This is a genomic window from Streptosporangium sp. NPDC051023 (assembly GCF_040689595.1).
Lineage (GTDB): Bacteria > Actinomycetota > Actinomycetes > Streptosporangiales > Streptosporangiaceae > Streptosporangium.
Genome location: NZ_JBFBCE010000013.1, coordinates 66,143 through 83,905 on the forward strand (window position 1 = coordinate 66,143; position 17,763 = coordinate 83,905).

General features: G+C 71.6%; 13 protein-coding genes. 6 read left to right on the forward strand and 7 right to left on the reverse strand.

The features are described from left to right. Nucleotides 1–71 precede the first annotated feature (71 nt). The 4 genes from AB0395_RS11290 to AB0395_RS11305 all read right to left on the reverse strand — a co-directional run bounded on the left by AB0395_RS11290 (nucleotide 72) and on the right by AB0395_RS11305 (nucleotide 5,380). Nucleotides 72–884: a sulfurtransferase gene (locus AB0395_RS11290; RefSeq protein ID WP_366279322.1), complete on the reverse strand. Its 813-nt coding sequence runs from the start codon at nucleotides 882–884 to the stop codon at nucleotides 72–74. Next, complete coding sequence (locus AB0395_RS11295) at nucleotides 881–2,041, reverse strand: nucleotide pyrophosphatase/phosphodiesterase family protein (RefSeq protein WP_366279324.1); 1,161 nt, start codon at nucleotides 2,039–2,041, stop codon at nucleotides 881–883. The genes AB0395_RS11290 and AB0395_RS11295 overlap by 4 nt, the downstream gene beginning before the upstream one ends. After that, the gene (locus tag AB0395_RS11300) at nucleotides 2,038–2,628 is read right to left on the reverse strand and encodes a DUF5998 family protein (protein WP_366279326.1); all 591 of its coding nucleotides are present in this window, start codon (nucleotides 2,626–2,628) and stop codon (nucleotides 2,038–2,040) included. The genes AB0395_RS11295 and AB0395_RS11300 overlap by 4 nt, the downstream gene beginning before the upstream one ends. An 82-nt stretch (nucleotides 2,629–2,710) precedes the next feature. Then, the gene (locus tag AB0395_RS11305) at nucleotides 2,711–5,380 is read right to left on the reverse strand and encodes a bifunctional GNAT family N-acetyltransferase/acetate--CoA ligase family protein (RefSeq protein WP_366279328.1); all 2,670 of its coding nucleotides are present in this window, start codon (nucleotides 5,378–5,380) and stop codon (nucleotides 2,711–2,713) included. A 158-nt stretch (nucleotides 5,381–5,538) separates the two neighbouring features. On the opposite strand from AB0395_RS11305, the gene AB0395_RS11310 reads away from it, so the two are divergent. Both AB0395_RS11310 and AB0395_RS11315 read left to right on the forward strand, forming a co-directional pair. Further along, the gene (locus tag AB0395_RS11310; RefSeq protein ID WP_366279330.1) at nucleotides 5,539–6,432 is read left to right on the forward strand and encodes a sugar kinase; all 894 of its coding nucleotides are present in this window, start codon (nucleotides 5,539–5,541) and stop codon (nucleotides 6,430–6,432) included. Nucleotides 6,433–6,632: 200 nt separating this feature from the next. Next, a complete protein-coding gene (locus AB0395_RS11315) occupies nucleotides 6,633–7,871 on the forward strand; it encodes a hypothetical protein (RefSeq protein ID WP_366279333.1) in 1,239 nt (412 codons plus the stop codon). Here the strand turns inward: AB0395_RS11315 and AB0395_RS11320 are convergent. Next, nucleotides 7,861–9,954, reverse strand: coding sequence for a RecQ family ATP-dependent DNA helicase (locus tag AB0395_RS11320; RefSeq protein WP_366279489.1), 2,094 nt, complete (start codon nucleotides 9,952–9,954; stop codon nucleotides 7,861–7,863). The two genes, AB0395_RS11315 and AB0395_RS11320, sit on opposite strands and share 11 nt — an antisense overlap. A gap of 327 nt (nucleotides 9,955–10,281) precedes the next feature. Between AB0395_RS11320 and AB0395_RS11325 the strand changes: the two genes are divergently transcribed. The 3 genes from AB0395_RS11325 to AB0395_RS11335 all read left to right on the forward strand — a co-directional run bounded on the left by AB0395_RS11325 (nucleotide 10,282) and on the right by AB0395_RS11335 (nucleotide 15,694). Continuing rightward, nucleotides 10,282–11,919, forward strand: a complete 1,638-nt coding sequence (locus AB0395_RS11325) for a SulP family inorganic anion transporter (protein ID WP_366279337.1) — start codon at nucleotides 10,282–10,284, stop codon at nucleotides 11,917–11,919. A 325-nt stretch (nucleotides 11,920–12,244) separates the two neighbouring features. Next, complete coding sequence (locus tag AB0395_RS11330; protein WP_366279339.1) at nucleotides 12,245–12,850, forward strand: GNAT family N-acetyltransferase; 606 nt, start codon at nucleotides 12,245–12,247, stop codon at nucleotides 12,848–12,850. 330 nt (nucleotides 12,851–13,180) lie between these two features. Next, complete coding sequence (locus tag AB0395_RS11335) at nucleotides 13,181–15,694, forward strand: DNA topoisomerase IV subunit A (RefSeq protein WP_366279341.1); 2,514 nt, start codon at nucleotides 13,181–13,183, stop codon at nucleotides 15,692–15,694. 554 nt (nucleotides 15,695–16,248) lie between these two features. Here the strand turns inward: AB0395_RS11335 and AB0395_RS11340 are convergent. Next, entirely contained in the window at nucleotides 16,249–16,620 is a 372-nt protein-coding gene (locus tag AB0395_RS11340) for a VOC family protein (RefSeq protein WP_366279344.1), read from the reverse strand. Nucleotides 16,621–16,714: 94 nt separating this feature from the next. Continuing rightward, a complete protein-coding gene (locus AB0395_RS11345) occupies nucleotides 16,715–17,032 on the reverse strand; it encodes a hypothetical protein (RefSeq protein ID WP_366279346.1) in 318 nt (105 codons plus the stop codon). A 166-nt stretch (nucleotides 17,033–17,198) separates the two neighbouring features. On the opposite strand from AB0395_RS11345, the gene AB0395_RS11350 reads away from it, so the two are divergent. Then, nucleotides 17,199–17,693: a carbonic anhydrase gene (locus tag AB0395_RS11350; protein ID WP_366279348.1), complete on the forward strand. Its 495-nt coding sequence runs from the start codon at nucleotides 17,199–17,201 to the stop codon at nucleotides 17,691–17,693. Nucleotides 17,694–17,763 lie beyond the last annotated feature (70 nt).

Genomic DNA, 17,763 nt, shown 5'->3' on the forward strand with positions numbered 1-17,763 from the left:
GGCCGTCGGCGGAGTGGTCCGGCCGGTCCGCGGCCCGCCGGTTGACCGGGTGGCAGGCCGCGGGGCGGGGGTCAGCCGGTGGCGACGGGACGTGCGGGGTCGGCCACCCAGTTGGACCAGGACCCGACGTAGAGGGCGCCCTGGATGCCCGCCACCTCAAGGGCGAGCACCTCGTGGGCCGCCGTCACGCCGGAGCCGCAGTAGGCGCCGACCCGTACACCGGGGACGGCACCGAGGGTGTTGAACCGCTCGCGCAGGAAGTCGGGCAAGTGGAAGCGCCCGACGGAGTCGACGTTCTCGCCCGTTGGGGCACTGACCGCGCCGGGGATGTGGCCCGCGACGGGATCGACCGGCTCGACCTCTCCCCGGTACCGCTCCGCGGCGCGGGCGTCCAGGAGCACCCCGTCCGCGGCGAGCTCGAGGGCCTGCTCGGCGTCGAGCACGGGCATCCCGCCCGGACGCGCGACGAAGTCGCCCGGAGCGGTTTCCTGCTCGCCCCCGGCCACGGGAAGCCCCTCGGAGACCCACGCGCGCAGGCCTCCGTCCAGGACCCGGACGTCGGGGTGGCCGAAGTGGCGCAACGTCCACCAGGCCCGGGCGGCCGCGGTCGAGTCGGCCTCGTCATAGACCACGACCGTGCGGGAGCCGGAGACGCCCAGGCGGCGCATGGCGTCCTGAAACCGGTCGGCGGCGGGCAGCGGGTGACGGCCCTGCGCCCCCGGGGAGGCGGCGAGGTCGGTGTTCAGGTCGCAGAAGACGGCGCCGGGAACGTGTCCCTCCCGGTACGCCTCGATCCCGGGCGGGCCGCCTAGCTTCCAGCGGACGTCCAGGATCGTCGCCTCGGCCAGTCCGGACAGCTCGGACGGGGTGATCAGCGGGCTCATCGGGTGCTTACCTCCAGCAAGGGGACATGCTGCTCGGCGGCGGTCAGGGACGCGTGGGCGCCGATGAACGACGCCTCGATCGGTTCCGCGACCGAGGCGACGATCGCGCAGTCGGTGTACGGCACGGCGAGGACATCACCGATTCTGGGCAGCCAGCCGGACCGCACACGGGGTCCGAACCAACCGGACTCGATGGCCTCCTCCCTGGAGACAACCCACGCCTTCCCCGCGAGGACGTCACGCCAGGCGTCGAGCACGGCCGTCGCGGCGCCGGGGACGGTGTAGACGTGTCTGGCCCTGCTCTCGCCGCCGAGCAGGGCGACGCCCTCGCGCAGCGCGCTCTCCCGCTCGGCGGGACCGTCCACGTCGATCAGTTCGGTGATGTTGACCATGCCGTGGTCAGCGGTGACGTACATCGCGGAGCCCGGCGGGAGCGTGCCCGCGAGGCGCTCGGCCAGCCGGTCGACGATGGCGAGCCGTTCGAGCCACTGCGGGGAGCCCCAGCCGAACCTGTGGCCCGCGGCATCGAGGTCGCCATAGTAGACCGTCACGTGGGAGCGGGGCGTGGCCAGCGCCTCACGCACGCCCTCGACCCGGTCGTCGAGCGTGTCGGCGCCGACGAAGCCGACGCCACGGTAGACGGCCCGGTTGAACGGGGTCGGCCCGAACTCGGACGGGGCGACATAGCGCACGGAGATCCCCGCCGCGGCGGCGCGCTCGAAGACGGTCGGGGTCGGCTGCCACTCGTCCGGGTGGACCACGGGGCCCGCGGCGGTCCAGCGCAGGCAGTTGAGCAGGTAACCCGCGCCGGGCACGGCGAGTTGGTAGCCGAGCATGCCGTGCTCGCCCGGCGGCAGTCCGGTGCCCAGCGTGCCGAGGCTGGTCGCGGTGGTCGCGGGAAAGCCTGCGGTGAGCACCCTGGCCGGCCTCGCGGACAGGAACGGGGCCGTCTCGGGATGGGCGCGCAGCAACTCGGCGCCCAGGCCGTCGACGATGAACAGCAGGACGCGCCCCGCGTGTTCGAGGCCCAGTGGGTTGCCGTCGCCGGGCCCCGTGACGTGCGGCCCTGTGGCCTCCATCCCGAGCACGGCGAGCAGCGAGGTGGACAGGTCCGCGAGTGAGGCGGTGCCGTACGCGGGGACCAGTGGGGCGGTCATGAGGCGGCGCGGGCGGTCGCCTCCGACAGTGCCTTGGCGAAGGCCAGCACGTGGGAGACGGCCTCCGGGCCGTCCGCCGCCTCGCTCACCCGCAGGGAGAGGTCGTCGGCCGTGATGGCACCGGTGTATCCGTGGTCGGCCTCGCAGTTCTCGTCGCCGCAGGTGGCGGGTTCGAGATCGACGTGGGAGATGGCGCCCCAGCCGATGGTGAGCGTGACCTCGGTCGGCGGGACGCCCGGCACGTACGAGGCGGGGTCGGGGACGACCCTGGTCACGGCGACCGACTGGACCCTGCTCAGCCGCACGGCCTCGGTGGTCGTGGACGCGTGCGAAATCGAGACCCCCTCGACCGGTGAGTGCTCGTCGGTGTGGCAGACGAGCAGACGGCTCGGAGTGAGCACCAGGACGGTGACGTGCCTGCGGACTTCCATGGCCGGGTCGAAAGTGGCCTCGTGGTGCACCACGTAGGCGCCCACCTGCTCCTTGCCCAGGGCGGAGTCAACCGCGTCGGCGACCAGGTCGGGATAGTAGCCGCTGCGATCGATGGCGTCACGCAGACCGGCGGCCGAGAGTCGGGTTTCCCTCATGGGTCCATCCTGCCCTGTCCGGGGCAACGCTTTCGCCTGGAGCTCACGTGGTTCGGCCATCGGCGCAAAATGTGATCGCCGCTCAGCCGAGACGGCGCGGCCCCGCGTCGACCCGCGGCCCCTCCGGGCTGCTCAGCACGGCACGTGCCCCCAGCACGATCACCTCCGACTCCCCGACCAACACCGGGTCGAGGTCGAGCCTGGCCACCTCGGGGAGATCGTCCGCCAGCCGCCCGACCCTGATCAGCAGCTCCTCCAGCTCCTCGACCGCGACCGGCGGGTAGCCGTACTCGCCGAAGAGCAGGGGGGCCGCGTGCGGCGACCTGACCAACGTCGCCGCGTCCTCCGACGTCAGCGGCGCGAGCCGGTAGGCCTCGTCGCGCAGCAGGCGCGCGGTGACCTCGCCGAGCCCGAAGGAGACGACGGCACCGAACGCGGAGTCCTCGATGACGCTGACCACGGTCGGCACCGAGGGCTGCGGGGCCATCCGCTGCACCGCGAGCACCCCGCCCGGCCCGAGTTGCTCTGTCAGGCCCGCGAAGGCCTCACGCACCCCGTCGGGCCCGGAGATGCCGAGCCTGACCGTTCCCGCGCGCTTGGCCGCCTCCGGGTCGGCCGCCTTGAGCACCACCGGCCAGCCAAGCCGCTCCGCCGCCGCGACGGCCTCTTCCGGGGAGGCGACCACCTCGGCGGCCCACACGGTCAGCCCGTAGCAGGCGAGCAACTCCGAGGGGTCGACCTCGATGCTGCTGTCCATCCTGTCCTCGAGCTTCGCCTCCCCCAGCCTGGACAGCACGAGCCGCCGCGCGGCCGCGGTGTCGACGCCCTCGATCTCCTCCGGCAGGCCCGCGGGCCGCTTGCGCCAGCGCGCGTGCCGTACGACGTGGGCCAGGGCGCGGACCGCCTCCTCCGGCGCGGCGTACGACGGGATCGCCCCCCACTCCGGCACCGCGCCGGTCCGCAGCCCGCGCGGCACGCCGATCTTCCCCTCGAACGTGGCCAACACCGGCTTGCCACAGTCGCGAGAGACCCTCAGCAGTTCGGCGGCGACCTCGTCCGCCGGGCCGGGGATCGGGGGCATGTAGATGACGACCACGGCGTCGACGTCCTGGGCCACCGAGGTCAGGGCCGCGCCGAACTCGGCGGCCCCGGCCCGCGCGCCGAGGTTGACCGGCGTCCTGGGGTCGAGCCCGACCCGCACGCAGGCGTCGACCGCGAGCAGCGCCAGCGCGTCGGAGTTGCTGACCAGGCCAACCCTCGGCCCGGCGGGCAACGGCTGGTAGGCCAGGAGCTGCGCGACGTCGAACTGCTGGATCAGGTCGTCGACCCGGATCACCCCCGCCTGCTCGAACAGCGAGCTCAGCGCGGTGTCCGGCAGCCCGAGCACGGGCGCGGCGTGCCCCCTCGGCACGCCCTGGGTCGTGCCGCCGCTCTTGACGACCACGATCGGCTTGCGCCTGGAGATCCGCCGCGCGAGGCGGGCGAACTTGCGGGGGTTTCCCAGCGACTCCAGATAGAGCAGGATCACGTCGGTCCTCGGATCCTCCTCCCAGTACTGCAGCAGGTCGTTGCCCGAGACGTCGGCGCGGTTGCCCGCGGAGACGAACGAGGAGATGCCCATGCCCCGCTGGGCGACCCGCTGCAGGAGCGCGGTGCCGAGGGCGCCGGACTGGCTGAAGAAACCGACCCTGCCCTGCCCGGGGATGGTCGCGGCCAGCGTGGCGTTCAGCCTGACCGCGGGGTCGGTGTTGGCGACACCGAGGCAGTTGGGGCCGACGACGCGCAGGCCGTAGGAACGGGCGATACGGACCAGCTCGTCCTGCCTGGCCCGTCCCTCGGGGCCGGTCTCGCCGAACCCGGAGGAGACCACGATCAGCCCGCGCACGCCCTTCTCCGCGCACTCCTTGACCACCTCGATCACCCCGTCCGCGGGTACGGCCAGCACCGCGAGGTCCACCTCGCCGTCGATGGCCGTCACACTGGGGTAGGCCCGCACCCCGGCCACGGCCCGCGCCTCGCGATGCACCGGGTAGACGGGGCCGGTGAAGTCGGCGGCGAGCAGATTACGCAGCACGGTCTGGCCGACGCCGCCCGGCTCCCTGCCCGCGCCGACGACCGCGACCGACCCCGGGGAGAGCAGCCGCTCGATCGAGCGAGACTCCGCCCGGTGCTCGCGAGAGGCCGTCACCTCCTGGGAGGTCTCGGTCGGGGTGAGGTCGAGGGTCATCCGCACGACCCCGTCGGCGAACCGGCTCTGCGCGGTGTAGCCGACCTGCTTGAGCACCGCCATCATCTTGCGGTTCGCGGGCAGCACATCGGCGACGAACCGGGTGATGCCCCGCTCCCTGGCCGTCTCGGCCAGGTGCTCGAGCAGCACCGAGGCGACCCCGCGTCCCTGGTGCGCGTCCTCCACGAGAAAGGCCACCTCGGCCTCTCCCGGCTCGATCCGGTCGTAGCGGATCACCGCCACCATCTCCGTGCCGATCAGCGCGATCAGCGCGACGCGGTCGACGTAGTCGACGTTGGTGAAGCGGGTGATCTCACGGTCGGAGAGGCGGGGCCGGGGGCCGAAGAAGCGAAAGTAGATCGACTCCTCGGAGAGCCTGGAGTAGAACGAGCGCAACCGGCCGGCGTCCGCGGGCCGGATCGGGCGTACATGGGCGGTTCCGCCGTCCGACAGGACGACGTCCGCCTCCCAGTGAGCGGGATACTGAGCAGCCTCCACAGTCCCGAGAGTAGACGTGAATCCCATATGCCAGACCAGCCGGGCAGATTACGGCAGGTTCACGCAACGCTTGTGCATCGACTATGGCGCGCTGTCCGGTCCGGACCCCATACGCTGGCCGGAAGCTGTTAAGTTTTTCGCGGCTAGAGGCACTTCAGCATCGAAGGCAGCAAGGTGGTGACATCATGACGCGGGTGGTCGTGGTGGGCGATCTCATGACCGACGCGGTCGCGAGGGCTCGCTACCCATTGGCAAGAGCCAGCGACACACCGGCGATCGTCACCATGCACGGCGGTGGCTCTGGGGCGAACATCGCCTCCTGGCTCGCGGTCGAGGGCGCCGAGGTGGCCTTCATCGGGCGCAGGGGTGCCGACATCACCGGCAGAAACCGCGACATGGAGCTGATGGGCTACGGTGTCGACGCGCGTCTCGTCATGGACCCCGAGCGGCCGACCGGCACCTGCGTGGTGCTCGTCACCCACAAGGGCGAGCGCACCATGCTGTCCGACCCGGGGGCGAACGCTGCTCTGGCGCCGGAAGACCTGCCTCGCGACCTGTTCACCCAGGGCGGTCACCTGCACCTGTCCGGGTACACCCTGATCAACGAGGGTTCCCGCGAGGCGGGTCTCGCCGCCCTGGAGATGGCCCGCCGCGCCGGAATGTCCGTCTCGGTCGACTGCTCCTCCTCTGCTCCGCTGGAGCGCACGGGCGCGGAGCCGTTCCTCGAGTGGACCCAGAACGCCAAGCTGCTGTTCGCGAACGCCGACCAGGCCAAGGTCCTGACCGGCCGTGACGACCCCGCGGCCGCCGCCAAGGTGCTGACCGCCTGGTTCCCCCAGGTCGTCATCAAGCTCAACGACGAGGGCGCACTGTGGTACACCAACAGCCGCGCCGAGCCGGTCCAGGCACCCGCGGAGAGCGTCGAGCGCGTGGTCGACGGCACCGGCGCCGGTGACGCCTTCACCGCGGGCTTCCTGCCCCCCTGGCTTGAGAACAAGCCCCCGGCGGAGGCCCTCGCCTCCGGCTGCCGCCTGGCCGCCAGGGCCATCTCCCACCTGGGCGCCCGCCCCCGCCTCTAACCCCCGCCTCCGGCCCCGCCTTTTCCTCACCGGAACCGCACCGCGTCACCGCCGGGATCGTCCCGGCTGTCGTTGGCCGCCCGCACCGCTCCGGTGCGATGCTGGATCCCCCTGGTGGGGGAAACGGATGGCCCGGGTGAGGGAGGCGGCGGCGGTGGGCGGCGTGTGATCTTCAGGTCAGTGGTGGACACCTGGAGGTCATGATGACTGTTCCCGCGGGCTCGCAGGCGCCGGCAGGCCCCTGGACACCGGCAGGGGATTCGGGATGGACGGCGTTCCTGCGCCGGTGGCCGTCATGGGCACCGTACGCCGCGGCGGTGTGGGGGGTGCTGTACGCCGCCGTCCAGATCGCCTGGGTGACGACCGGAACGGCCCTGCCGCTCGGAGCGGGTCGTTTGTTCCCGCCCGCGCTCCAGCTCGCCCTGGCGGGGCTGGCGCTCCTGGCCGCCGGGGCCTGCCTGGCCGGTTCCCGCGTCCGCGGCGGGCCCGCCCTGAGGGCGGTGGGAGTGCCGCTGATCGTGGCGATCCCGGCGTTCGTCCTGGGGACGTTCGGTGCGCCGATGGAGTTCGTGTCCCTGATCTCGGGGTCGGGAGCGGGGGTGAACGCCGTCGGCCTGATCCACCTGCTGCTGGACGTCACCGGTGCCGGGCTGCTCGTGGTCACCGGCCTGTCCTTCCTGCGACGGCTACGCGGCCGGTGCCCGCGGTGCGGTCATGCGCATTCCGGCCGTGTCGACGGCCCGCTGGTCCGCCCGGCCGCCTCCACGGCGTCGGCGAGGACCCGTGTCACGGTCTACGCCGGTATGAGCGGAGTCCTGCCGTGGGCGACCGTCAAGACCATCTGGACGCTGGGAGGTGACGCCCTCGGTGTCACCTCCCAGCAGTGGCAGGAAACCAGCGTCGGCGCATCGTGGCTGATGAGGGCGCTGGCGTTGGTGGGCGTCGACTTCACCGTGCTGTCGGCGGCGCTCGCCTGGTTTCTCATGCTGGGCCTGGTTCATCCGTGGGGGCAGGTGTTCCCCCGGTGGACCCTGTTCCTGGCCGGACGGCGGGTGCCACGTCTGCTGCCGTTGATCCCGGCCTGGCTGGCAGGCTTCACGCTGGCCCTGTACGGAACGGCGCTCATCCTCATCGCCACCCCGGTCCTGGCCGGTGTGGGCGACGAGCCCGAGCCTAGGCCGCCGTTCACCGACGGCACCGGCATCACCTGGATGACCGAGTTCGGCGGGCTGGCCTTCGCCGGGCTGGGCGTCGGCCTCCTCGTGGCCGCGCGTTCCTACGCCACCCGCACCCGCCCGGTCTGCGCCGACGGGTCTGCGGCCCGTCCCGTGACGTCGGACGGGCCCATGCCGCCGTTCGCCCCGGCGGAGCCACACGGGACGCGCGGCAGCCGGAGCGGCGATCGCCGTGCGTCCACGCTGGGCACGCCTATGAGGTGACGGCGAGGGTGAGCGGCAGCACCGCGGGAGCTCCGGCGTGGCGAAGCATGGCGGCGGCGAGGGTCAGCGTCCAGCCGGTGTCGAGGCGATCGTCGACCAGCAGGACCGGGCCGCCCGCCTCCGCGACGGCCGCGCCGAGCGCCGAGGGCATGGCGAGAGTGGCGCGGACGGCCTGGACGCGCTGGGCGCTGTTGAACTGGCGCCCCGGCGGCCCCGACCGGTAGCCGAGATCACCCAGGTAGGACAGCCGCCCCACCTGGGCCAGCCGCTCGGCCAGGCTCTTGACGAGCTGGGGACGGGTCGCCGAGGGAACCCCGACGACGGCGACAGGCCGTTGCTCCCACTCCCAGGACGACAGCACCTTGACCACGGCGGCGAAGACGTCGTCGGGGATCGGGCCGTCGGGGGCACCGTCGGCCAGCAGCCCGCGCAGCCTGTTGCCCCAGCCGATGTCGGTCAGGCGGCCCAGCGCCCTGCCGGGCTCGGCGCCCAGCTCGGGTTTGATGCGCCCCCTGAGGTCGGCCAGCCCTGTGGGCCACTGCCTGCGCGCCTCGATCTCGACCCCGGGGCGGCGCAGACTCTCGGCCGCACGCTCGACCGCGCGCGCCTCGACCTCGGGCGAACGGTGCGCGCCCGTGCAGTTGTCGCAGCGCCCGCAGGGGGTGGCGGTCTCGTCGTCGAGGCGGCGGCGGAGGAACTCCTCACGGCACCGCGTGGTCTCGAGATAGTCGAGCATGGCCCGCTGCTCGGCCTCGCGCTCGGCCGCGACCCTGGCGTAGCGGTCGGCGTCGTAGCCCCACTCCTCGCCGGTCGCCTCCCAGCCGCCCTTGACCCGGCGCACCGCGCCGTCCACGTCGAGGACCTTGAGCATCGTCTCCAGCCTGCTGCGGCTGAGGTCGACCCGGTTCTCCAGCGCGGCCGTCGACAGCACGCCGCCCTCGGAAAGGGCGGCGAGCACGGCCCGCACCACCGGCTCCGGCGGGAAGGCCAGCGAGGCGAAATAGGCCCAGATCTCCCGGTCCTCGGCGCCCGGCAGCAGGATCACCTCCGCGCGCTCGACCCCGCGTCCCGCCCTGCCGACCTGCTGGTAGTAGGCGACCGGCGACTGCGGCGCGCCGACGTGGACGACGAAGCCGAGATCGGGCTTGTCGTATCCCATGCCCAGCGCCGAGGTCGCGATCAGCGCCTTGATCTTGTTGTCGAGCAGGGCCTGCTCAGCGGCGAGCCGCTCTGCCTGCTCGGTCTGCCCGGAGTAGGCGATCACCTCGTGCCCCTGCTCGCGCAGGTAGGACGCGATCTCCTGGGCGGCGGCCACGGTGAGCGTGTAGACGATCCCGGAGCCCGGCAGCTCGTGGAGCGTCTGGGCGAGCCAGGCCAGGCGCTGCTCGGCGCCGCGCAGCCGTACGACGCTCAGGTGCAGGCTCTCGCGCTCGAGCGCGCCGCGCAGAACCAGGGTTGCGTCGTCCTGGGAGTGCGCGTGATCGACGCTGAGCTGCTCGGCGACGTCGTGGGTGACCCTGGCGTTCGCCGTCGCGGTCGTGGCCAGGACCGGCACGCCCTCGGGCAGCTCCTGGAACAGGGTGCGCAGCCGCCGGTAGTCGGGCCGGAAGTCGTGCCCCCAGTCGGAGATGCAGTGCGCCTCGTCGACGACGACCAGGCCCGCGCTCTCGGCGAGCTCGGGCAGGACGCGGTCACGGAACTCGGGGTTGTTGAGCCGCTCGGGGCTGACCAGGAGCACGTCGACCAGGCCCTCGGCGACCTGGCCGTAGATCTGCTCCCACTCCTCCGGGTTGGCGGAGTTGACCGTGACCGCGTTGATCCCGGCCCGCTCCGCGGCGGCGATCTGGTTGCGCATCAGGGCCAGCAGCGGCGAGACGATGACGGTCGGCCCCTCACCCAGCTCGCGCAGGAGCGCGGTCGCGATGAAGTAGACCGCCGACTTGCCCCAGCCGGTCCGCTGCACCACGAGCACCCGGCGGCGGTCCATGACCAGCGCCTTGATGGCCGCCCACTGGTCCTCGCGCAGCCGGGCGTGCTCACCCGCAAGCGCCCGCAGCCGCTCCTCGGCCTCTTCCCGCAGCATCTGCTCTTCGCTCACCGGCCTATTGGTACCAGGTCCCGGCGACTGTTTCACTTCGCTCAGGACGCTCCCGCCGGTCCCCGCGCCTTCGGGTCCACCCCGCCGCGGTCCCCTGCCCGGCTCCGATCCCCCTGCCTCCTTCCGCCCCTCGGGCCCGGCCCCGCCCAGGCCGTTGCCGCCTCTCCCCCGCATCCGACGTCAGGTCCAGGCCCCGGCGGATGGCCGAAGTTTGACCGAACCGCCGTGCGGGCTTTGGCGCCGCGCGCGGACGGCGGTAGCAGAGTGAGATGACCGGCCAGGGACTCGCGAGGAAAGTTGCGCCTCAGCCACATGCCGATCATCCACATGCCGGACCGGAGCACACTGCGCGCCGACGCGGTCGCGGGGGTGACCACGGCCGCCGTCGTCCTGCCACAGGCCGCGGCCTACGCCACCATCGCCGGGCTTCCCGTACAGGCCGGGCTGTACTGCGCGCTCGTCCCCATGATCGCCTACGCGCTGACCGGCACCTCCCGCCCGCTCTCCGTCAGCACCACCTCGACCCTGTCGGCGTTGACGGCGACGGCCTTGGCCCTCGCGCCCGCGGGGACGGCGCCGACGACGGTCGCCGCGACGCTGGCCGTACTGACCGGGGTCGTCCTCGTGGCGGCGGGCGTCCTGCGGCTGGGGTTTCTCGCCGACTTCATCTCGGAACCGGTCATGACCGGGGTGAAGAGCGGCATCGGCCTGTCCATCGTGGCCGGGCAGCTCGGCACGGTGATCGGTGTCCGCACAGAGGGGGACAAGGTCTTCGACCGGCTGCTGTCGGCTCTCGGCAAGCTGGGCGAGGCCCACCTGCCCACGATGCTCGTATCGGGCGGGACGATCCTGCTGCTCGTCGCGCTGCGGCGGGCGCCCCGCCTTCCCGGGCCGCTGGTCGCGATGGTGGTCGTCACGCTGGTCGGCGCCGTGGCGGACCTGGCCTCGCACGGCGTGGCCACGGTCGGCGAGGTGCCAAGCGGCCTGCCGTCGCCGCTCCCTCCCGATCTCGGTCTGGTCAAGGCGCTGGCCCCGACCGCCGTCGGGGTCGCGCTGCTCGCCTTCGTGGAGTCGATCACCGCGGCGAGGATCTTCCGGCACCGGGAGGACCCTCCGCTCGACACCGACAGGGAACTGCTCGCGCTCGGGCTGGCGAACGCCGCCGGCGGGCTCTTCAGGGCCTATCCCGCGGCGGGCGGGATGACGCAGAGCGAGATGAACGACGCCGCAGGCGCCCGCAGCCAGACGGCCGAGCTCGTGACCGCGCTCTGCGCGGCGGTGGTGCTGCTCTTCCTGGCCCCTGCCCTGGCCCCGCTGCCCAGGGCGGCGCTGGGCGGGCTCGTCCTGACCATCGCGGTGCGCTTGGTCGACGTCCGCGGGCTGAGGGCGATCTGGCGGGCCACACGACCCGAGTTCGCGCTCGCGTGCGTCACGATGCTGGTCGCGGTCGGCTTCGGGATCATGCAGGGAGTGGGAGCCGCGGTCGTCATCTCACTGCTCCTGCTGCTGCACCAGGTGAACGATCCGGCCGTCTACCCGCTCGGCCGCGACCCGGACACCGGGGCCTACCGTGCCCTCGGGCGTCATCCGTCGGACGAGACCGAGCCAGGCCTGCTGATCGTGCGCGTCGAGAGCCGCCTCTACTTCGCCAACGCTCGCAGGGCCGCGGAGCGGGTGACAGCGCTCGTCGAGGCCGCCGCTCCTCCGCCCCGCACGGTGCTCCTCGACCTGACCGGCGTGCCCGGCATGGATCTCACCGCGGTCTCCGCGCTCGGGGAACTCCACGCGGCCCTGGAACAGCAGGGCTTCGCCCTCCGGGTCGCGATCGAGAGCCTGGAACCGGCCGAGATTCTCCGGCGAACCGGGGCCTGGGAACGGCTGTCCGCCGGAGGACGGATGCATCCGAGCGTGGCGGCGGCCGTCGCGGCCTACCGCGCGTCCGGCTCCTGAACCGGCTCCTGAGCGCCTGACCGCCGAGCGCCCCTCGCCGATCAGGTCTTTCGCGCGACCCCGCTGTGGGTCCACACGTGTGACAGCGGCGTGCCGGCCGCCCTCTCCTCGCCGTCCGGGGGCCGCGGCGGCACGCGGAAGGATGGATTTCGATCATGCCGTGTCCCCTGCGGGGCAGCGAAAGCCGTACCGCGTGGTGAAACACGCGCACCCGGACGAGCACTCTCCCCTCGGCCGGGATCGCCGCTGAAACCGGCGCTGAGCGCGGTCCCGCGCCGGTCAGGGGGCCGACCTGGTTCCGCGTCGTGGTTTGATGCATCTCACTATGGACGTCACAACGTGGTACCTCGAGCAGACATCACGCTCGGACCTGCTCGCCGCGAAGCCGCCCGCGATCGAGGTCGACATCGTGCGCGCCGAGGTTGTCTCCCCCGAGTTCAGCCGGTTCCTGAACACGGCCGTCGGGGGCGACTGGCACTGGACCGAGCGACTGCCGTGGACCTGGCGGGAGTGGGCCGACTGGCTGGAACGCGGTGTGGAAACCTGGGTCGCCTACCACCATGGCACGCCCGCGGGCTACGTCGAACTCGTACCGGGCGAGGACGCCTCGGTCGAGATCAGCTGCTTCGGCCTCATGCCCTGGGCGATGGGCAAACGTCTGGGCGGCCGTCTTCTCGAGGTCGGTACGGCCCGCGCCTGGGACCTGGCGGAACGCGCGCGGGACCGGGAACCGACCCGGCGGGTGTGGCTGCACACCTGCTCCCTCGACGGCCCGCACGCGCTCGCCAACTACCGGGCACGAGGGTTCCGGATCTACGACACCACGCTCAACGCCCCCGGAGACGAGTACGAGGGTCCCGCTCCCGGTCCGTGGCCCGGCGCCGGGCCCCGCTCGCTGCCCGTCCCCGGCACCTCGGCGGATCCCGAGTAGGGGACCCGGAACTGTCGGGAGCGGTGAGTATGGTAGCGAGCCTCCACACGATGTACGGTCACGTCGATCGGGGTCGAGCACACAGATGAGCGGTCCCGCCACCACCGAGGAGGCGCATCCATGATCTCGCCCCCCGCGCGTGGGCGGGCAGGGCACGTCACCGCACACCGCGGGACGCCGCCTCGCCACAGGCGCGGGACCAACCGACACCCTGCACGCAGGCCCGAGGCTCCCGCACCGCGCCGACGGCTACCGTTACACCACGAAGACTAAAAGGAGGATGCGCTTCTCCCTCGGTCAGAGAACCGAGGCGCCCGCGCAGGAAAACAGATGGCTCGACGGACGACCACACCCCCGACTGACGGTGACTTCGAGGAGCGGATCGTCGACATCGACGTCTCCGCCGAGATGCGCACCAGCTTCCTCGAATACGCCTACTCGGTCATCTATCAGCGCGCGCTGCCGGACGCCAGGGACGGCCTGAAGCCGGTCCAGCGCCGCATCCTCTACTCGATGAGCGAGATGGGCCTGCGCCCTGACCGGGGACACGTGAAGTCGTCGCGGGTCGTCGGCGACGTGATGGGCAAGCTGCACCCGCATGGCGACACCGCCATCTACGACGCGCTTGTCCGCATGGCGCAGCCGTTCTCCATGCGGCTGCCCCTGGTCGACGGGCACGGCAACTTCGGCTCTCCCGACGACCTGCCCGCCGCGATGCGTTACACCGAGGCCCGGCTGGCCTCCGCGGCCATGTCGATGGTGCAGTCGATCGACGAGGACACCGTCGACTTCAAGCCCAACTACGACGGGCAGGAGACCGAGCCGACGGTCATGCCGTCGGCCTTCCCGAACCTCCTGGTCAACGGCGCGACCGGCATCGCGGTCGGCATGGCGACCAACATGGCGCCGCACAACCTGGTCGAGGTCATCGCCGCCGCCCGCCATCTGATCAAGAAGCCGGACGCGACGCTCGACGACCTGATGCGCTTCGTGCCCGGCCCCGATCTGCCGACCGGCGGCACGATCATCGGCCTGGACGGCATCCGCGACGCCTACGCCAAGGGCAGGGGCACCTTCAGGATGCGCGCCAGGTGCGCCGTCGAGCAGGTCAGCCCCAGGCGCAAGGGCATCATCGTCACCGAGCTTCCCTTCAACGTCGGCCCTGAGCGGGTGGTCACCAAGATCCGGGAGCTGGTCACCGCCAAGAAGCTCCAGGGCATCTCCGACCTGAAGGACCTCAGCGACCGGCACAAGGGCCTGCGCCTGGTCATCGAGATCAAGAACGGCTTCATCCCCGAGGCCGTGCTGGAGGAGCTCTACCGGCTGACGCCGATGGAGGAGACCTTCGGCATCAACAACGTGGCGCTGGTCGACGGCCAGCCGTGCACTTTGGGCCTGCGTGAGCTGCTCCAGGTCTACGTCGACCACCGCATCGACGTGATCCGGCGCCGCTCCCTCTACCGCAGGCGCAAGCGCGAGGAGCGCCTGCACCTCGTCGAGGGCCTCCTCATCGCCCTGCTCGACATCGACCGGGTCATCCAGGTCATCCGCTCCTCGGACGACTCGGGCCAGGCCCGCCAGCGGCTGATGGAGACCTTCGCACTGTCGGAGATCCAGGCCCACTACATCCTGGACACCCCGCTGCGCCGCCTGACGCGCTTCGACAAGCTGGAGCTCGACAGGGAGAAGCAGACCCTGGAGGAGGAGATCGCCGAGCTGAGCGAGATCCTCGCCTCGGAGGACAAGCTCCGCAAGGTCGTCTCCGACGAGCTGGGCCAGATCTCCAAGACCTTCGGCACGCCTCGCCGTACGGTCCTGCTGGAGTCCTCCGGCATCGCCAGGAACGTCTCCGTGCCGCTGGAGGTCGCCGACGACCCGTGCCTGGTGCTGTTCTCCTCGACCGGCCTGCTGGCCCGCACGTCCGACGCCTCCCCACTGGCGGGCGACGGCGACCGCTCCGCCCACGACGTGCTGGTCTCCGTGGTGCGCAGCACGGTCAGAGGAGAGGTCGGCGTGGTCACCAACCACGGCCGGATGATCCGGATCCAGGTGGTCGACCTGCCGACACTGCCGCCGTCCGCCAACCCGCCGTCGCTGTCCGGCGGGCACCCCGTGTCCGAGTACGTCACCCTGAACCAGGGCGAGACGGTCGTGGGCATCGGCTCGCTGGATCCGGAGGGGCCGGGCCTGGCGCTGGGAACGGCGCAGGGCGTGGTCAAGCGGGTCGTCCCCGACTATCCCGCCAACCGCGACGACTTCGAGGTCATCGGGCTGAAGGAAGGCGACACCGTGGTGGGGGCGGTCGAGCTGACCTCGGAGGACCACGACCTGGTCTTCATCACCTCCGAGGCCCAGCTGCTCCGCTACTCCGCCTCGAACGTCCGCCCCCAGGGCCGTCCTGCGGGCGGCATGGCGGGCGTCCGCCTCGACGGCGGCGCCCAGGTGATCTGGTTCGGCGTGGTCGACCCGGCCCGCGAGTCCAGGGTCGTGACGATCGCGGGGTCCTCGACCGCACTACCCGGCACCCAGGTCGGCGGCGCGAAGGTCTCCGACTACGTCGAATACCCCGCCAAGGGGCGCGCGACCGGCGGCGTGCGGGTCCAGCGGTTCCTCAAGGGCGAGGACGTCCTGCTGCTCGCCTGGGCGGGCCCCGGCCCGGCACGCGCGGTCTCCAACGTCGGCAAGCCCGTCCCGCTCCCCGAGGAGTTGGGCCGCCGCGACGGGTCCGGCGTCCGCCTCACTCACACCGTGGCGGCCGTCGGCGGCGCCCTCGGCGCGTCCGGCGCCGACGAGGCCGCCTCAGGCACCACCACCGCGGGTGAGACCGCCCCGGAAGACGAGTGACCCCTCGTTTCCCCAAGGGATCTCCGGTTCGCTCCCTTGAGGAGTCTCCAGGTCTCGCAGGCCTCGGCCCGCAACCGGGCAGAGGCCTGCGAGACCGCCGGTGAGCTCGGAGATCCCGGCCTCGGGAGAAGATCCCCGGTGACATCCGCGAAGGCCTCCGAGCGATGCCTCAGGAGGTCTCGGGCCGTCGTTCACGACCGCTGCCGTCCGCGACGGCCCACGCGACACAACTGGATGTCCGGCCGGAGCGCGCGCTTTCATGAACGCCTCTCAGGGCCGCGTCTTCGAGATCGCCGCTGAGAGGCCGCGCTTTCAGGGCTTCCCTTATGCCGCAGGCCGTTCTCTCAGGGCCTCTGGGGCCCCTGAGAGGCTCTAGACGGCCATGCTCTGCCTTTCCCTCCCGTCACCCCGGCACCCGTACTCGCCACACCCGGCTGTCACAGCCGCGCGGTGCTCCCTGACGCGTCCCCCAGCCCGCGCCTCTCGGTCGCTCTCTCGCCTCCCGGGGCCGTGTTTCTGTCTCCGTACGGCTCCCGGAGCGCCCAGAGGCGGTGTCAGCTCCTCATACGCAGAAGGCAGAACGGGTGTCCCGCAGGATCGAGGAAGACACGGAAGCCGTCGTCCTCACTCGGCTGGTGCGCGTGCTTGACCGCGCCCAGCGCGAGCACCGCGGCCTCCGCCTCCGCGAGGTCGTCCACGGTGAGGTCGATGTGGAACTGCTGGGGGTTGTCGGGGTCGGGCCAGCGGGGCGGCTGGTAGTCCTCGGCCAGCTGGAAGCAGAGCCGTTCGGGGCGCCCGTCGGTGACGACCACCCAGTCGTCCTCGACCGAGGTCACCTCCCAGCCCAGGACCGCACTGTAGAAGTCAGCCAGGCCCTTCGGGTCCGGGCAGTCGATGACGACCGATCTCATGCGCGCGATTGCCATGATCCCTCCTAGATCAACACCAGCAGCGAAATTGTGGAGGTGTTGCCGGCAGTCTGCCAGTCACTCGCCGGTGTGAGGAGCCGGGCCGTCGCCGTCAGGCGCGCGTGCCCTGCAAGGCGAACCGGATCGCCATCAGCAGCTGCCAGGGCTCACCGGACTCCCAGGAGCGGACGAGCCGCGTGACCTGCTCACCGGGCTGGAAGGCGTCGAACCCGTGCGGGCCGAAACATCCGGCCTCCACGAGAAGCTCGACGAGTGGGTCATCGTCACCGAGGGCCTCGGTGTAGGCCGCCGCGTCGAGGAGGGCGAGCGCCGAACGCGCGTTGCGGCCGCCGTCGCGGGTCTCGACTCGATCCAGTTTCCGCCTGCCCTGCGCGCGCAGGTATTCGGCCAGAGATGCGATCCTGCTCATGACCCTCTCCAGATTCCCGGACTTTGCGTCACGACATCATCACTCATCGTGAGTGACGATTGTGGGATCTTCCTGAAGTCAGCCGAGACGGCAGCCCCGGAAAAAGTCACTTAGCGGGCATGTTGGATTATTAATCCATAGTTTCTGCCGACCGAAAGGTGTTTGCGTGGGTGCCTTCGACGACCTGCTGGCCGCCAACAAGGAGTTCTCCGTAACGTTCACCGACTCCGAGCTCACCGGCAGGGCAGCCCGCGGTCTCGCGGTTGTCACCTGCATGGACTCGCGGATCGACCCGCTCGGACTGTTCGGGCTGAAGGCCGGAGACGCGAAGATCCTGCGCAACGCGGGCGCCAGGGTGACCGACGACGTGCTGCGGACGCTCGTGCTCGCGGTCTACCTGCTGGGTGTGAACCGGGTCCTCGTCATGCCGCACACCGACTGCGGCATGGCGAAGGCCACCGACGACGACGTGCACAAGCTTGCCGCGCAGCACGGCGTCGACACCCGGAGCCTGGAGTTCCACACCGTTCCCGACCAGAGCGCGGCGCTGCGCCACGACCTGACGCGCATCAGGACGAGCCCGTTCCTTCCGGAGAACCTGGCCATCGGCGGCGCCGTCTACGACGTGCGCACCGGAAGGATCACGCCCATCGAGACATGAGGCCGCGGGACCGCCCTTGCGCCGGTTCGGAGTAGCACACGTCTGAAAGACACTCACTACACTAATCATC

Coding starts and splice junctions, on each gene's coding strand:
- AB0395_RS11290 (WP_366279322.1), bottom strand. CDS start 884: ATGAGCCCGCTGATCACCCCGTCCGAGCTGTCCGGACTGGCCGAGGCG.
- AB0395_RS11295 (WP_366279324.1), bottom strand. CDS start 2,041: ATGACCGCCCCACTGGTCCCCGCGTACGGCACCGCCTCACTCGCGGAC.
- AB0395_RS11300 (WP_366279326.1), bottom strand. CDS start 2,628: ATGAGGGAAACCCGACTCTCGGCCGCCGGTCTGCGTGACGCCATCGAT.
- AB0395_RS11305 (WP_366279328.1), bottom strand. CDS start 5,380: ATGGGATTCACGTCTACTCTCGGGACTGTGGAGGCTGCTCAGTATCCC.
- AB0395_RS11310 (WP_366279330.1), top strand. CDS start 5,539: ATGACGCGGGTGGTCGTGGTGGGCGATCTCATGACCGACGCGGTCGCG.
- AB0395_RS11315 (WP_366279333.1), top strand. CDS start 6,633: ATGATGACTGTTCCCGCGGGCTCGCAGGCGCCGGCAGGCCCCTGGACA.
- AB0395_RS11320 (WP_366279489.1), bottom strand. CDS start 9,954: ATGCTGCGGGAAGAGGCCGAGGAGCGGCTGCGGGCGCTTGCGGGTGAG.
- AB0395_RS11325 (WP_366279337.1), top strand. CDS start 10,282: ATGCCGATCATCCACATGCCGGACCGGAGCACACTGCGCGCCGACGCG.
- AB0395_RS11330 (WP_366279339.1), top strand. CDS start 12,245: ATGGACGTCACAACGTGGTACCTCGAGCAGACATCACGCTCGGACCTG.
- AB0395_RS11335 (WP_366279341.1), top strand. CDS start 13,181: ATGGCTCGACGGACGACCACACCCCCGACTGACGGTGACTTCGAGGAG.
- AB0395_RS11340 (WP_366279344.1), bottom strand. CDS start 16,620: ATGGCAATCGCGCGCATGAGATCGGTCGTCATCGACTGCCCGGACCCG.
- AB0395_RS11345 (WP_366279346.1), bottom strand. CDS start 17,032: ATGAGCAGGATCGCATCTCTGGCCGAATACCTGCGCGCGCAGGGCAGG.